This window comes from Rhodobacter capsulatus (assembly GCF_005144475.1).
Taxonomy (GTDB): Bacteria; Pseudomonadota; Alphaproteobacteria; order Rhodobacterales; family Rhodobacteraceae; genus Rhodobacter; species Rhodobacter capsulatus_C.
In genome coordinates this window covers 30,889-46,781 of sequence record NZ_SWJZ01000016.1, presented here as the reverse complement: position 1 = coordinate 46,781, position 15,893 = coordinate 30,889, and the positions used below count along the sequence as shown (strand labels likewise).

The window sequence follows — 15,893 nt, the reverse complement described above, 5'->3', positions numbered from 1 at the left end:
GCCCTCAGGCGCGCAGGCGTTCCGCGCGCGGGGTCTCTTCCCAGCCGTGGAAATGCGCGATCAGCTTGCCCAGATCGGCCACCGCCGCCGCAAGCGATGTGGTTGCCGCGGTCGTCTCTTCGAACATCGCGGCGTTTTCCTGCGTGGCGGTGTCGAGTTGACCCAGCGCACGGGTAACTTCCGAGATGCCCTGCTCCTGTTCCGTGGCACTTGCGGCGATCTCGCTGACGCGCCCGGAGATGTCGGAGACCGCGCTCGAGATCGTCTCGAGCGCCGTGCCGCAATCGCGCACCAGCGCCACCCCCTCGCTCACCTGGGCGCCGCTGTCGGCGATCAGCGTGCCGATTTGCGCCGCGGAATCGGCCGCACGCTGCGCCAGCGCCCGCACTTCGGAGGCGACAACGGCAAAGCCGCGACCGGCCTCTCCGGCGCGCGCCGCCTCGACCCCGGCATTCAGCGCCAGAAGATTTGTCTGGAAGGCAATGTCGTCGATGACGTTGATGATCCGGGTGATCGCCTGGGAGGAGGCTTCGATCCGCTGCATCGCCTCGACCGCGGCCTGCATCGTCGCCTGCGACCGGCCCGCCCGATCACAGGCGTCCTGCGCCAGATTGCGCACGCTGTTGATCCCGGAATTGGTCTGGCCGACCGCGGCCAGCATCTGATGCATCGCCGAAGCGGTCTCATCCAGCGCCGAGGCCGAGGATTCCGTCCGCCGCGACAGGCTGACGGCGGCATTCGCGATCTCGTCGCTGTCGGTGCCGATGCTGCGCGCGGCCGTTGAAATCTCGCTCACGATCTGGCGCAGGCTGTCGGCGGCGGCGTTGAAATCGTTGCGCAAGGTCTTGAAGGATTCGCCGGAGAACTGATCGATCGTCACATCGAGCCGCCCCTCGGCCATCGCCCGAAGCGACGCGCTGAGCGATGTCACGACGCGTTGCAGGGCCTCGTCGGCATGGGCGCGCTCGGCATCGATGGCGGCGCGGCGCGCATCTTCCGCGGCGCGCCGGGCATCCTCGGCCTCGCGGGCGCGGCTCAGCTCCTGACGCTCGCGCTCCGCTTCCTGCCGGGTGCGGTCCCGTTCAAGCGCCGCATTTGCTTCGCGCTCGGCGGCAAGGCGGGCTTCGGTTTCATGCGCCTGCACCAGCGCCAGCCGAAACCGCTCCAGCGTGCGCGCCATGCGGCCGATCTCGTCGGACCGGTCGCGATGCGGCACGTCGTTATCCAGACGGCCCTGCCCGACCTCGTCCATCGCAAAGGTGAGCCGGGTCAGCGGCCCGCTGATCGAACTGGAAAGCCGCACCGCCAGCGCCGCCGCCGCCGCGATCACCAACAAACCGATGGCCAGCACCGCAAGGCTCATCCTGAACAGCGGCGACATCAGTTCGGACGCCTCCTGACTGGTCAGCAGGGCCCATCGGGTGCCCAGAAACGACAGCGGCCGGTAAGCGATGAAGCGATCGCCCTGCGCATCTTGCACCCGCATCACCCCGGTTTCGCCCGCCAGAGCGGCGCGGCTTGCAGCGTTTTCCTCGCGCGTCGTCAAGATGTCGTCCGTGGGCGTCGCCGTCAGGTCCGAGCGCAGAAGCCCGTCTGCCCCCACAAGATAGGCCGCCTTGGTGTCGGCGCCGTCGGTGACATTCTGCACGGCGGCATTCATCGCCCCGATCGGCAACTGGATCGCGATCACGCCAAGCCTGTTGCCGGCGTCGTCAAGGACGGGCGCGGCGACGAAGGCGGCGGGCAGATCGGCACTGGGCGCATAACGGGCGAAATCGCGAAACGCGGCCCCGCCCGCGGGAAGCGTCATGGCTTCGCGGAACACCGCGCCAAGGCCAGTCTCCTTCCCCGCGCCCGTCTGCAGATTGGTGGCGAAATCGCGCTCCTTGAAGACGGTGTAAATGACATTGCCCTGCGGATCGATCAGGAAGATGTCGTAAAACCCACGTTCGGCCAGACGCGTCGCGAGGCCGGGATGCAGATCGGCATGAAGCGTGTCATAGGGGGTGCCATCGCCCGCCGAAACCAGCCGGTTCTTCTCGCCCAGCGGGTTCGGATTGTCGTCGATATAGGTCTTTTGCAGCGTCTCGAGGGCAGAGGGAAGCTGGTCATAGGCCGCCGTCATGGCCACGAAGGCGCGCTGGATCGCATGATCCTCCGCCATCGACAGCAGATCGGCCCGGGTTCCGTTGAGCAAAAGCGTCAGCGTCTGCTCCGGTCCGCGGGCAAGCGTGTCGAGCGCGGCCTCGGAACTCTCCAGCAGGGACTGCCGGGTGATCAGATAAGCTGGCACGGCGGCGCAAAGCCCCGCCATCAGCGCGACCAGCGTCATCATCACCGGCAGACGCCGGGAGAGATCCAACGCATTCATCCATGAAAACATGTCAGGCCTTCGAAGTTGACCACAGCGGCAAACCCGGACCCTAAGGCGGAAAGCTTAAGATCCTGCGAACAATTTTCCGCTTCCGGAGCCCCCCTCCAAGGTCTTCCGCCTTCAGACGGCGTGCTACGGTGTCCGGCAAAGCGTCATGTCAAACCGCAATCTGCGCCGCACCCGGCGGACGAGGCGAAAGGTTCGAGGCCGCAAAGTCCCGGTCATGCTGCCCCCTTTGCCCCAAGCCGAGCTGGAAAAAAGGGGGGGGCAGGCATCCGTTGCCGCGATCCTGTTGCCGACCGCAATGCCCTTTTGGGCAATACAATCAAGGGATCGTGGCGGAGATTTTCGAGGCAAGTGGCGGACGGGATGGGATTCGAACCCACGAGACGGTTCCCCGCCTACACACTTTCCAGGCGTGCGCCTTCGACCACTCGGCCACCCGTCCGCGGCCGGGTTTAGCGGCAAATCTCCCCCCTCGCAAGGGGGGAGATCAGCCTTGATACCGTCTCAGCGATCGTCGCCTTCTTCGGCGCCGTCGTTGTCCGAAAGCACCGCGATCCCCTCGCCCGGCTCCGGGCGCGCAGGCGCCGGCGCCGCCGCGATCGTGCCGTGGCCCACCACCATCTTCTCGACCGGCGGCACATAATCCGGGCGCAGCATCTCGGGGTTGCGGATCCAGACATCGCGCTGCGGGAAGGGAATCTCGATCCCCTCGCGGCCGAAACGCTCGGCGATCTGGTGGTTCATTTCCGAATGCACCCGCAGCTTGAAGTTCACATCCGACAAAATCGCGCGGATCTCGAAGTTCAGACTGTCCGCCCCGAAACCGGCGAACACGGCAAAGGGCGGCGGCGTCATCATCACCAGCGGATGCGCCTGGGCGATCTCGTTCAGGATCGCCTCGATCCGGCGGGTGTCATTGCCGTAAGCCACCCCCACCGGCACGATCAGCCGCCCGGTCTTGTTGCCGCGCGTCCAGTTCGTCACCGCGCCCGAAATCAGATCCGCGTTCGGCACGATCACATCGGTGCGGTCGAAGGTCTCGATGATCGTCGCGCGCACCGAGATGTTCTTCACGATGCCCTGACGGCCGCCGACCTCGATCCAGTCGCCCTCGGAAATCGGGCGTTCGACCAGCAGGATGATGCCCGACACGAAGTTCTGCACGATCGTCTGCAGACCGAAACCGATGCCGACCGACAGCGCCCCGGCGACGATCGCCAGCGACGACAGGTCGATCCCCGCGGTCGAAATCGCGATCAGCGCGGCGAGCAGGATGCCGACATAGCCCAGCCCCGAGACGATGGCGTTCTGGCCGCCCTTGTCGATCGTCGTGCGCGGCAGGATCGAGGCTTTCAGAGCCCCCTGGAAGATCCGGGTCAGCGTGTAGCCGATGGTGAAGACGACGGCGAAGGTGATGAAGGAGGTCGGCGAAATCCGCACGCCGCCCACTTCGATCCCGGCCCGGAACGAGGTCCAGAGTTCGACCAGATCCTCGATCCGCGCGCCCCAGATCAGCGCCAGAACCGGGATCGAAGCGAGCGAGAGCAGGAAGCCCCCCAGCACCGGCAACAGCGCGTCGCGGCGGGACTCGGGGCCCGAGACGGTGACGTAAAGCTCGGCCAGGAAGCTTTGCAGCGTGATCACCAGCGCGAACAGACCCAGCGTCAGCACCGCGGGCCAGATCAGCGCATTGGCGGCGCTGACATAGCCGATCACCCCCAGCGCCGGTCCGGCCACCGCGATCATCAGCAGCGCATTGCCCAGCCAGCGCAGCATCCCCAGCCGGAAGGCGCCATCGGCTTCCTCGGCCAGGTTCGCCCCGCTGCCCTGACGGCGCAGAAGCTGCCCCATCCGGAACAGCGCCAGCGCCGCAAAGACCTGCAGCGGCACCTGCAGCACCGAGAGCGCCGCATCGGCCTTGGCCGCCACATCCGCCGCCCGCTCCGAGCCAAGCTCGCCCGCACCGCCCAGAAAATCCTCGGCCCGGGGCGCGACCCACATTTCGATCAGCCGATAGGTCATGAAGGCCAGACCCAGCATCAGCGCATAGACCCGGCCCTCGGCGCCGGGGGTGATCACCCCCTCGCCCGCTTGCGGCGGGAAGACCCGCGTGCCCAGCCAGCGCGCCGACAGCACGACAAACAGCATCCCCGGCGCCAGCAGGTACAGCGAGGACAGGATCGGCCCGAAGAGCGCGGTCTTGTCGAGCGCCGTCGTCGCCATCACCGCCCCCGCCGTGGGCAGAAGCACCTGCCCGAAGCTGACGATGCCGGAAATCAGATTGCGCCCGCGCATCGCGGTTTTCGTCAAAAGCCAGCGCGTCAGCCGCGCCATCCAGGCCCCGCCCCGCGCCAGCAGCAAAAGCGCGCCCAGGATCAGACCGATGATCAGCGGGGCATTGTCGCGGGTGGTTTCGTAATTCACCGGCTGGGTAAAGCGCCAGCGGGTCTCGTCATAGATCCATTCGCCCATCCAGCGCAAAAGCGAGGCCCCCGCGGGCCAGTTCACCGGATTGGCCACCGAGGGCGAAAGCCGCAACAGCTTGTCCGCCTGCCGTTCGCGGATCAGCTTGTCGATGGCCCGGATGATCGCATCCGAACGGCTTGCGGCCTCGGTCGCCGAAATCCCCGGCGCCTGCAGCTTGGACAGCTTGGCGTTCAGGTCTTCCCGCCGCTTGACGATCAGCGGATCTTCCGCCGCGCCCTCGGCGGGGGGCGCTCCGAGCGCCGCGATCTGGCTTTTCAGCGTCTCGATCTGGCTGGCGTTCGTATCCTGCGCCTCGGTGAAGGCGGTACGCCATTTCACCATCTCGGCGCGCATGTCGGAGAGCCGCGCGTCGGAAATCTCGCCCTTGGCGACGGCTTCTTCCACCTGCGAGGAGGCCTTGCCGAAGGCCTTGTAATTCGGTTCGGCATCGTCCTGCGCCGCGACGGGCAGCGCAAGGACCAGCGTCAGCAGCAGGACGCGCAGCAAAAGGCGGGCGATCATCCTTCGAACACCTCCGGCACGGTCTGGCCGCGGCCATCCAGCCAGGCCGGCACCGGCAGGCCCTTGGCATGCAGGAAGTCCGGGTTGAACAATTTCGACATGTAGCGGGTGCCGTAATCGCACAGCACCGTGACGATGGTGTGACCCGGACCCATCGCGCGGGCCATGCGGATCGCCCCCGCGACGTTGACCCCCGCAGAGCCGCCGACGCAGATGCCCTCTTCCGACAAAAGGTCGAAGACCACCGGCAGCGCCTCGGCATCGGGGATGTTGAAGCTCATGTCCGGGGTGAAGCCCTCGAGGTTGGCGGTGATCCGGCCCTGCCCGATGCCCTCGGTGATCGAGCTGCCTTCGGATTTCAGCACGCCCGTGGTGTAGAAACTGTGCAGCGCCGCGCCGTCGGGGTCGGCGAGCGCGATCTTCACGCCCTTCGGCTGCAGCGCCAGCCCCACGCCCGCAAGCGTCCCGCCCGAGCCCACGGCGCAGACGAAGCCATCGACCTTGCCGCCGGTCTGCTCCCAGATTTCCGGGCCGGTGGTTTCCAGATGCGCCTGCCGGTTGGCGGTGTTGTCGAACTGGTTCGCCCAGACGACGCCGTTCGGCTCGGTCCTCGCCAGCGTCTCGGCCAGACGGCCCGAATAGCGGACATAGTTGTTCGGATTGGCATAGGGCGCCGCGGGCACCTGCACCAGCTCGGCCCCGGCCAGCCGCAGCATGTCTTTCTTTTCCTGGCTTTGCGTCTCCGGGATCACGATGACGGTGCGAAAGCCCATCGCCGCGCCGACCAGCGCCAGCCCGATGCCGGTATTGCCCGCCGTGCCCTCGACGATGGTGCCGCCCGGTTTCAGCGCGCCGCGCGCGATCGCGTCACGGATGATGTACAGCGCCGCCCGGTCCTTGACCGACTGGCCCGGGTTCATGAATTCGGCCTTGGCGAGGATCTCGCAGCCGGTCAGTTCGGACGCCTTCTTCAGGCGGATCAGCGGCGTGTTGCCGATGGCGGCGGCCAGGTCCTTGCAGATCATGTCTCTCCCTCGTCCCGGGGCGTTGGGCCCGGTCGGGCAAGACTAAAGGGCAAGCGGGGGCGCCTCAAGCCCCGAGGGCGGTTTTGCGCAGCTCCTCGCGCAGACGTGCCAACCAGAGTGCCAGGATGACAAGCGGCCCGGTCTCGATCTCGCCGCTGTCGATCAGCGCCATCATCGCGTCGAAGGGAATGCGGTGGCTGCGGATATCCTCGCCCTCGGCTTCGAGGCCCCCCAGACCCGGGCCGGTCTCGGGCAGATCGCAAAGCCCGATGAAGCAATAGATATATTCGCTTTTCGCCCCCGGAGAGGGGTAATGCGCGGGCGCCGGGATCAGGCGGCCAAGGGTGATCCCCGCCTCTTCCCCGGCCTCGCGGCGGGCGGCCTGCTCGGGGGTTTCGCCCGCATCGACGCGCCCCGCGACGGTTTCCAGCGCCCAGGGGTTGGCATCGCCGCGCGCCAGGGGCCCGGTGCGGAACTGCTCGACCAGAAGCACGGTGTCGCGCACGGGATCATAGGGCAGCACCACCGTCGCATCGCCCGACACGAAGGCGGCGCGGTCAAGCGTCTGGCTCATCCCCCCGTCGAAGCGGCGATGGCGCAGCCGGTAATCCTCGAGGGCGAAGAATTTCGCATAGGGCGTGGTCAGGCTCTCGATCACCACATCGCCCGCGGCCGGGGTCCGGCGCAGGCTGGCCGGGCGCGGCTGCGCCGCCCGCAGCCGCGAGGCGGCGCGGACCCGGATCATCGGATAGCGGGCGATCGCCGCCTCCGCAGAGACCTGCCCGCGCAGCGCCATCACCTCGGCCACGGCAAGCGTCGCCAGATCGCCCTTTTCCGCCGCCCAGTCGTCCAGCCGCCACAGCCGCCCCGGCGTCCAGCGCCGATCCTCGGGCAGATAGGCCAGCGCCGCGACGACCTGCCCGGCGGCGTCGAGCACGTTCAGCAGCGCCTTGCGGTAGCCGATCTCGTACCAGTCGAGCACCTCTTCCTCGGCCGGGGTGATCTCGGCCAGCACGCCCTCGACCCCGGCGGGGCCGGGCACCAGCAGCGGATAACCCAGTTCCGCGCCCGCCGCGTCGCAGGCGTGGCGGACTTCGTAGCCCGCGGCGCGGGCCGGACGCAGCGCGGCAGAGCGCCCCAGCACGGCGGCAAGCAACGGCGGATGGCCCAAGGTGCCGTAAAAGAAATAGAGTTTGCTCAATGACATGACGCCCCGTCCGCGGTTGGGGCGCGGCCTAGTGCCAGCGTTTCCACGCCCATTCGGCCAGCATAGCGGAAAGCACGGCGCCGCAAAAGAGCGTGCCCAGCACGTCCAGCCGCAGCGCCTCGGCGCCCAGCCGCATCCCCTGCGCCAGCACGTCCAGCAGCGCCTCGCTCGGGCTGTCATAGCGGCCGCGCGCCATTTCGCGCATCATCTGCAGCGCGCCCAGAAACACCAGCGTCCAGAGCAGAAGATAGATCGCCGCATGCAGCCCGCGTTCGACCACCTTGACCCGGCCCCGGCCCGGGTTGCGCCCGATCACCCGCCAGCCCAGCAGCAGCCCGAACGAGGCCGCCATCAGCGCCAGCCCATGAACCGCCGTCCCAGGCGGCAGATTGCCGGGGATCAGCTCTGCGGTGATGAAGCCCGTGGCCGCAAGACCAAGCGCCCCGAACAGCTTCGCCGTCGTGGGCAGGCTCATCTGGGTGTCACGAACGACGACTTTCTGCATCTCGCACCTCCGACCGACAGGCTTGACACTGCCGGTTGATTGGTATCGCAAAGAAATATGGCCAAATCGGGATGCAATCGTGGCAGGGCCGGAGCCGGTTCAACCCGCCTTCGGCCGCGCCGCATAGGCCGCCAGCGCGCGGTCCCGCCCCGCGGCCAGATCGATCAGCGGCGCCGGCAAGGCGGCCCCCGGCGCCAGCGCCCAGGACTTCGGCACGGCGGCAAAGAAATCCAGCGCGGTCTGCGGCGCGTGGCGGTTGCCCTCGGCCAGCCAGGCCCGGCGATAGCGCCCTTCGGGGTCGAATTTCTCGGCCTGAGACGCCGGATTGAAGACGCGGAAATACGGCGCCGCATCCGGCCCGCAGCCCGCAACCCATTGCCAGCCCATCGCATTCGACGCGGGGTCATGATCGATCAGGCACTCCTCGAACCACGCGAGCCCGATGCGCCAATCGGTCAATAGATGCTTGGTCAGGTAAGACGCGACGATCATCCGCGCCCGGTTGTGCATCCGCCCGGTCACATACATCTCGCGCATCGCGGCATCGACGACGGGCTCGCCGGTCTGGCCGCGCCGCCAGCGCTCGGCCGCGGCACTGTCGCCCGCCCAGGGGAAAGCGTCCCAGTCCGGCCGCCAATTCGCCGTGGCCAGCTTTGGGTAATGATACATCAGATGCCAGGCAAATTCGCGCCAGACCAGTTCCTTGAGGAAGGTTTCGGCCCCCGCCCGGCCCTCCGCCAGCGCCCGCGCCCCGGCGTGCCAGATCACCCGGGGCGAGATCTCCCCCCAGGCCAGGTTTTCCGACAGGTCGGACGTGGCGTTCTCGGCCAGAAAATCCCGCCGCGCCTGATAGGTCTCGATGCCGTCGCGCAGGAAACGCTCCAGCCGGACCTGTGCTGCCGCCTCGCCCACCCGGGCATATTTCGCCACAACCGCCGCGCCGCGCCGCATCGCAAGGCCCAGCCCCAGCGCCGACAGGCTTTCGCCGCGCAGGACCGGCCCGGGGCGCAGCGCGGTGACGGCGGGCAGCGGATCGGCCACGGCCAAGCCCCGCACCGCGCGCCAGAACGGCGTGTAGACGCGATAGGGACCGCCCTGCCCGGTCTGCACCGCCCAGGGCGCAAACAGCACCTGCCCGTCGAACGAGCGCGCCTCCAGCCCCTCGGCGCGCAGCGCGGCCTTGATTTCCGTGTCGCGGGTGATCGCCGCCGGGTCCAGATCGCGGCTCCACCAGACCGCCCCGGCCCCGCTTTCGGCCAGAACCGACCGCAGCACCGAAAGCGCCGGGCCGCGGCGCAGCACAAGCGGCACACCACAGGCCGCAAGCGCCGGGGCAAAGGCCGCAAGCGCCTGTTCCAGCCGCCATTTCGGCGCCGCGCCATAGGCTTCGGCCAGCGGGTCGAGGATGAAAAGCGCCAGCACCGGCCGCCCCGAGGCAGCGGCGGCAGAGAGCATCGGATGGTCGCTCAGCCGGAAATCGCGGCGCAACCAGAGCAGGATCGGGGTTTCATCACGCATTCCCCCCAACTGGGGCCGCCAGAGCGGTTCGGCAAGGGGACACCGGGCCGCAAGGGCGGCGAAATATTCACTTGTTCGCACGCGACCCGCGGTCTAGCGTTTCGGCAAATCCAATCTCAACGGGGAACGCCACCATGAAGAAATCATCGCTTCTGCTTGTCTCGGCCGCGGCTGCGCTGGCCTTGTCGCTGCCCGCAAAGGCAGGCGAGTCCGGCCTTCTGGTCTTTGACTGGGCCGGCTTCGAGGTCGAGGGCCTGTATCAGGCCTACAAGGACAAATATGGCGACGCGCCGACCTATTCCTTTTATGGCGATGACGACGAGGCCTATCAGAAGGTCGCTTCGGGCTTCAAGGCGGACGTCGCCCACCCCTGTTCGCAGATGGTGTCGAAATACCGCGATGCCGGGCTGATCGAACCCTGGGATCCGGCGAAGATCCCGGCGCTGGCCGACATCGACCCGAAATATCTCGATTCGCCGATCTTCAAGGATGACAAGGGCGTCTGGTTCATCCCGACCGACTGGGGCGCCGCCGCCATCGCCTACAACCCCGAGGAAGTCCCGGCCGAAGACGTCGCCTCGCTGCAGGTCTTCGTGAACCCGAAATATCAGGGCCGGATCTCGCTGCCGAATTCCTCCGACGACGTCTGGTCGCTGGCCTATCTGGCCACCGGCGTCACCGACTGGACCAAGGTCACCGACGCGCAATTCGCCGCCGCCGCCGCATGGCTGCGCGAGGCGCACAAGAACGTGCTCAGCTACTGGGCCGACCCGGCCGAACAGGCGCAGACCATGGCCTCGGGCGAGGTGCTGATTTCCTGGTCCTGGAACGACGGCGTCACCGCGCTGCGCAACGAAAACTATCCCGTCGCCTTCCAGCGCGAAGCCAAGGAAGGCTCTGCCACCTTCTTCTGCGGCTATGTGAACCTCAAGGACGGCCCCGGCGACGAGGCGAAAGCCTATGATTTCATGAATTCCTGGCTGCGCCCCGAAGCCGCCCGCGCGCTTCTGGACAATATCGGCTACGGCCATTCCAGCCTGAAGGCGATGGAGACGATCCCGCTGGAAGAACAGATCACCGCGGGCATCGGCCCGGTCAAGGCGCCGATCCTGCCGCAGGTGCCGAACGATCCGCAGCAACGCGAAAAACAACTGGCCGAGTTCGAAAAGATCAAGGCCGGGTTCTGAGATCACAGCAGGGGCGCCTTCGGGCGCCCTTCGCTTTTGCCCGCCGCTTGACGGGTGCGCCCCGGGGTTCTATCGGCTGTGGCAAGGGGCCAGCCAAGGGGGAATGCCATGCAGATCGGAACGCGTCAGATCGGACCCGAGCATCCGCCGCTGGTGATCGCGGAAATCGGCATCAACCATGGCGGCTCGCTCGCCGTGGCCAAGGAAATGGTGCGTCTGGCCGCGGCCTCGGGCTGCGAATGCGTCAAGCATCAGACCCATATCCTTGAAGACGAGATGACCGACGAGGCGAAGCAGATCTTTCCGCCCAATGCCGATGTCTCGATCTGGGAGGTGATGGCGCGCTGTGCTTTGTCGCAAGACGACGAGATCGAGCTGAAGCGCTACACCGAAAGCCTGGGCATGATCTATCTTTCGACGCCGTTTTCGCGCGCGGCGGCGGAGTTTCTCGAAAGCATCGGCGTTTTGGCCTACAAGATCGGCTCGGGCGAGGCGGACAACCTGCCGCTGATCCGTCACATCGCGCGGCTGGGCAAGCCGGTGATCCTGTCGACGGGAATGCAGACGATCGAGACGATCCGCGCGAGTGTCAAGATTTTGCAGGCCGCGGGCGTCGAGTTCGCGCTGCTGGAATGCACCAACCTTTACCCGAGCCCGCCCGAAATCGTGTCGCTGCGCGGGGTCCGGGATCTGCAGGATGCCTTCCCGGGCGTGCCGGTCGGTTTTTCCGATCACTCGATCGGGCCGGAAATGGCGCTGGCCTCGGTCGCCTTGGGCGCCTGCATCCTCGAACGGCACTACACCGACACGCGCTATCGCGTGGGGCCTGACATCATCAATTCGATGGACCCGTCGGAGCTGCGCCATCTGATTGATCGCTCGAAGGAAATCTGGATCGCAAGCCGCAACCCCAAGGAACGCACCGCGGCCGAGGAGCCGGTCTATCGCTTCGCGCGGGCCTCGGTGGTGGCGGATCGCGACCTGCCCGCGGGCCATCTGATCACCGAGGCCGACATCTGGGCCCGCCGCCCGGGCTCCGGTGAGATCGCGGGCTATGATTTCGACAAGGTGGTGGGCAAGCGCACCACCCGCGCCCTGCCCCGCAACACCCAGCTGAAATGGAGCGATCTGGCGTGACCGCCCCGCTGCCCGATCTGCCGGTTCAGGTGATCTCGCTGGCCCGCGCCACGGCGCGGCAGGCGCAGGTGGCGCAGGAATTCGCTCGGATCGGGATGCGTTACACGATCTACGAGGGCATCGACGGCGCCGCGCGCGAGGCCGAGCTGCTCGGCCGCACCGATCTGGCCGCCTGGCATCGCAACATGGGGGCGCCGATCTCGGCCGGGCATATGGGCTGCTATGCCTCGCATGTCGAGCTTTGGCGCCAGATTGCGCAAGACGGCCCCGAGATCGTCTTGATCTGCGAAGACGACGTCACCTTCACCGCGGATTTCCGCCAGGCGCTGGCGGCGGGGCTGGCGATGGCCGAGCGCTGGGACATCTTGCGGTTTTCCTGCATCCGCGCCAAGGGGCGGCTGCCGCAGGCGCAGCTTGGCCCCTTCACGCTGATGGCCTATTGGGGGCCCTTCACCGGCAACGGCTGCTATCTGATCAAGCGCGCGGTGGCGGCGCGGCTGGCCGCGCGCTTCTATCCGATCCGCCGCGCCCATGACCACGAGCTGAACCGCTTCTTCGACCATGACATAAGGCTGATGGGGCTTGAGCCCTTCACCGCGCCGCCGCGCGACCGGGGCGAAAGCTTCATCACCGGCACCGCCATGGCCGGGGCGAAGAAATTCCCGAAATACAAACGCCTGCCGCATTATCGGCAGAAGCTGGCGAATTACGCCCGGCGGCTGATCTGGCTGGCGCGGCACGGCTTGCTTTCCTTCCGCGCCTCGGAGGGCTAAAGCGGACAAAGGTCGAATCCGTTTTACGAGGAGTTTTCAGCATGGTCCCCGCCTGGAAGATCAAGCGTGAGCTGAACCGCATCAAGGATCAGTTTCTGCAACTCCCCCAGACCCTTGCGTCGCTGCCCGGACGCCTGCGCGAGCCCGCGCGCCGGGCCGCCTATCTGCGCGATTTCGACCAGCTGACGCAACGCCATGCCGGGCGGCTTCCCCCCTCGGAGCGGATCGCGATTTTCCTGATCTATCAGCCGGATGGCATTTCCGCCTCGGCGATTGCGACCTGCAACTGGCTGATTTCCGAGGGCTATGCGCCCTTCCTCGTGCTGAATTGCCCGGTGTCCGAAACCGACCGGGACCGCCTGCTCGATCTGTGCTGGAGCCTGCTGGAGCGGCCGAATTTCGGCTATGATTTCGGCGGCTATCAGGATGCGATCCGGCTTTTGAACCGCGACGGCGCGCGCCCCGAACGGCTGATCGTGATGAATGACAGCGTCTGGGCGCCGATGCGGGCCGACCTGCTGGCGCTGATCGAGACCGACTTCGCCGAGGCCGACATCTGCGGGCTGCTGCATGACGAAAAGGTGATCCACGACACCAGCGGCGGCATGCCAAGCAAGCGCAGCCATATCGAAAGCTATTTCTACCTGATCCGCCGCAGCGCCTGGGATCATCCGGCCTTTCAGGCGTTCTGGCGCGACTACAAGATGACCGATTACAAGCCGCATACGATCAAGCTGGGCGAGATCGGCTTTTCGCGGCGGATGGCGGCGGCGGGGCTGCGGCTCGATGCCTATTCGCGCCGCGAAGTGTTCCTGCAACGGCTGCGCGAGAAGGACGATGCCTTCCTGCGCCAGACCCTGAAATATGCCGCCTATGCCGATGCCGACCGGATCAAGGCGGCGCGGCGGATTGCGGCGCTGGATCCGGCCAGCCCGGGCTGGCGCGCGGCGGTGCTTGACCACATCCGCCGCACGGTGAACCGCAAGCGCTTCAACGCCTCGTTCCCCTTTGCCAATGACCATATCTTCGGCACGGCCTTTCTGAAGAAAAGCAGCGAGCCGATTTTCGCGAACATGCGCGCCGCCTATCTGCGCGCGCTGGAAGATGGCGCGGTGGCCGAGCCCCCCGCCGAAATCCGCGCCGAGATCGCGGCGATGGTCGCGCAAGCGCGCAGCCGTCGCTGACCGGCTCAGTTTCCGCCGTAACGCAGCCAGTAATCGCGCATCCAGCCCACCGGGCCGCGGCCGATATTGGGCAGCTCGCCCCACCAGCCCTTGCGGATCAGATCGAGCGGCCGCGGCCGACCGTGGAAGGCCAGCACCTTGGCGCTGGCGGGCGGGCGCCGCACCGGCAGCACCGCGCCCAAAAGCGCCGGCGGGCGCAGGTGGCGCTTGAAGCTGATCACCCAGTCGGCGGGCCAGCAGGTGATCGCATTGGCAAAGGCCGCGACGCAATTCTGTTCCAGCCCGAAACGATGGGCGTTGCCGTTGCGATCCTCGTTGAAGCGCTCATAGATCTGCGGCTCGGCGCCCAGCGTGAAGGCGAACAGGCAGGTGCCCGGTTCCTCGGGGCCCTTGCCCGCGCGCGGCTTCCAGTTCGCGCCCATGTCGGTGGCGATGAACGGGGCGGGATGGTCAAAGAAGGGCGTCAGATCCGACAGGATCATCATGTCGAGATCGATGAACAGCGCCCGGCCGCGCAGCCCGTAAAGATCGCGCTGAAACACCCCGATCTTCGGCCAGCCGCCGATCTGCCACAGATCGGGGCGCAGACCGAAGTCGGGCACCGGGAAGCATTCCACCCCCGGATCGATCCCGGTCGCATCATCGGTCAGGCAGACGAAGCGGAACGGCCCGGGCAGATGCGCCCGCACGGCGTTGTGAAGCACGTTCACGTAATCGGGGCCGTAAAGCGTCCCCCATTTCATGCACAGAACGACGCGATCCATCGCGCTCTCTCCCCTCGCAGCCTTTTGCCGCATTATAACCCTTCCGCCGAGGGCACAAGCAATGTAATGGCGACCCGAGCAGCGCAGCAGAGAAAGCCCGGAATGACCCGCGAAATCCTCTTCGTCACCGGCACCCGTGCCGATTTCGGAAAGATCGAACCGCTGGCGCTGGCCGCCCGCGATGCCGGGCTCAAGGTGTCGTTTCTGGTCACCGGCATGCATATGCTAGAGCGCTACGGCCTGACCAAGATCGAGGTGCACCGGGTGCAGGGCGCCACCGTGCATGAATTTCTCAACCAGCGCGAGGGCGACCCGCAGGACACGATCCTCGCAAAGTCGATCATCGGCTTTTCCGACATTTTCGCCGAGCTGCGCCCCGATCTGGTGGTTTTTCACGGCGACCGGATCGAGGCCCTGGCCTGCGCCTTGGTCTGCGCCACGAACTACATCCGCTCGGCCCATATCGAGGGCGGCGAGGTCTCGGGCACGATCGACGAGGTGTTCCGGCATTGCAACACCAAGCTGGCCGCCTGTCATTTCGTATCTTCGGAAGCGGCGGCGAAGCGGGTGATGACGCTGGGCGAGCCGGCCGACAAGATCCATGTCATCGGCTCGCCGGAGCTGGATTTCCACGCCCGGCCCTCGGGGGTCACCCTGCCCGAGGTGCTGAAGCGGTATGACATTCCGTTTGACGATTACGGGGTGACCTTGTTCCATCCGGTCACGTCGGAAGCCGCGACGATGGGGCGGCAGGCGGCGGATCTGTTTGGCGCGCTCGAGGCCTCGGGGCGGAAGTTCGTCGTCATCGCGCCGAACAACGATCCGGGCTCGCGCGAGATCTTTGCCGTGCTGGAACAGCTGCCGCGGGAGCGGTTCCGGCTGATCCCCTCAATGCGGTTTGCGCATTTTTCCGAGCTGATGAAACATGCCGCCTGTCTGGTCGGCAATTCGAGCGCCGGGGTGCGCGAGGCGCCGTTTCTGGGCATCCCCTCGCTCGATATCGGCACGCGGCAGACGAACCGGGCCGAGGCGCCGTCGCTGTTTTCCGCCGATGCGGCGGAGCGGGACAAGATCGGTGCGTTTCTGGCGACCGAATGGGGCAAGCGCTATCCGCCCCACACCGCCTTTGGCGAGGGCCGCGCCGCCGAGCGCTTTCTTGAGGTGCTGGCCGACGAAGGCTTCTGGCAGGGCGGGTTGCAGAAGACCTTCGCCGATCACGGCTGAA

The 15,893-nt window shown here is 66.8% G+C and carries 12 protein-coding genes and 1 tRNA gene; 5 read left to right on the top strand and 8 right to left on the bottom strand.

Going from position 1 to position 15,893, the window contains the following annotated elements; translation table 11 throughout:
* Positions 1–4: 4 nt before the first annotated feature.
* From FBT96_RS05450 to FBT96_RS05420, 7 genes are all read right to left on the bottom strand, one after another.
* Positions 5–2,371, bottom strand: a complete 2,367-nt coding sequence (locus tag FBT96_RS05450) for a methyl-accepting chemotaxis protein (RefSeq protein ID WP_169583234.1) — start codon at positions 2,369–2,371, stop codon at positions 5–7.
* Positions 2,372–2,732: 361 nt separating this feature from the next.
* A tRNA-Ser gene (locus tag FBT96_RS05445) sits at positions 2,733–2,822 on the bottom strand.
* A 62-nt stretch (positions 2,823–2,884) separates the two neighbouring features.
* Positions 2,885–5,368: a DUF3772 domain-containing protein gene (locus tag FBT96_RS05440; protein WP_136905320.1), complete on the bottom strand. Its 2,484-nt coding sequence runs from the start codon at positions 5,366–5,368 to the stop codon at positions 2,885–2,887.
* Positions 5,365–6,393 (bottom strand): cysteine synthase A, encoded by a 1,029-nt coding sequence (locus FBT96_RS05435; protein ID WP_136905319.1) that lies wholly within the window; start codon positions 6,391–6,393, stop codon positions 5,365–5,367. Before FBT96_RS05435 ends, FBT96_RS05440 begins: the two co-directional genes overlap by 4 nt.
* A 64-nt stretch (positions 6,394–6,457) precedes the next feature.
* Entirely contained in the window at positions 6,458–7,600 is a 1,143-nt protein-coding gene (locus tag FBT96_RS05430) for an NUDIX domain-containing protein (RefSeq protein ID WP_136905318.1), read from the bottom strand.
* A gap of 28 nt (positions 7,601–7,628) precedes the next feature.
* Positions 7,629–8,105: a TrgA family protein gene (locus FBT96_RS05425; RefSeq protein WP_136905317.1), complete on the bottom strand. Its 477-nt coding sequence runs from the start codon at positions 8,103–8,105 to the stop codon at positions 7,629–7,631.
* A 99-nt stretch (positions 8,106–8,204) separates the two neighbouring features.
* Positions 8,205–9,623 carry a cryptochrome/photolyase family protein gene (locus FBT96_RS05420; RefSeq protein WP_136905316.1) on the bottom strand — a complete coding sequence of 473 codons (1,419 nt, stop codon included), beginning with the start codon at positions 9,621–9,623 and terminating at the stop codon, positions 8,205–8,207.
* A 134-nt stretch (positions 9,624–9,757) separates the two neighbouring features.
* Here FBT96_RS05420 and FBT96_RS05415 point away from each other — a divergent pair, with 134 nt between their 5' ends.
* The 4 genes from FBT96_RS05415 (at position 9,758) to FBT96_RS05400 (ending at position 13,904) form a co-directional block, all read left to right on the top strand.
* Positions 9,758–10,810 carry an extracellular solute-binding protein gene (locus tag FBT96_RS05415; RefSeq protein WP_136905315.1) on the top strand — a complete coding sequence of 351 codons (1,053 nt, stop codon included), beginning with the start codon at positions 9,758–9,760 and terminating at the stop codon, positions 10,808–10,810.
* A 108-nt stretch (positions 10,811–10,918) separates the two neighbouring features.
* Entirely contained in the window at positions 10,919–11,947 is a 1,029-nt protein-coding gene (locus FBT96_RS05410; RefSeq protein ID WP_136905314.1) for an N-acetylneuraminate synthase family protein, read from the top strand.
* The gene (locus FBT96_RS05405) at positions 11,944–12,720 is read left to right on the top strand and encodes a glycosyltransferase family 25 protein (protein WP_249306325.1); all 777 of its coding nucleotides are present in this window, start codon (positions 11,944–11,946) and stop codon (positions 12,718–12,720) included. Before FBT96_RS05410 ends, FBT96_RS05405 begins: the two co-directional genes overlap by 4 nt.
* Before the next feature lie 41 nt (positions 12,721–12,761).
* The gene (locus FBT96_RS05400) at positions 12,762–13,904 is read left to right on the top strand and encodes a rhamnan synthesis F family protein (protein WP_136905312.1); all 1,143 of its coding nucleotides are present in this window, start codon (positions 12,762–12,764) and stop codon (positions 13,902–13,904) included.
* Between the two features lie 5 nt (positions 13,905–13,909).
* On the opposite strand, the gene FBT96_RS05395 is transcribed toward FBT96_RS05400, so the two are convergent.
* Complete coding sequence (locus FBT96_RS05395) at positions 13,910–14,668, bottom strand: hypothetical protein (RefSeq protein ID WP_136905311.1); 759 nt, start codon at positions 14,666–14,668, stop codon at positions 13,910–13,912.
* A 102-nt stretch (positions 14,669–14,770) separates the two neighbouring features.
* On the opposite strand from FBT96_RS05395, the gene neuC reads away from it, so the two are divergent.
* On the top strand, positions 14,771–15,892 hold the full coding sequence (gene neuC, locus FBT96_RS05390; protein ID WP_136905310.1) for a UDP-N-acetylglucosamine 2-epimerase: 1,122 nt from the start codon (positions 14,771–14,773) through the stop codon (positions 15,890–15,892).
* Position 15,893: the final 1 nt, after the last annotated feature.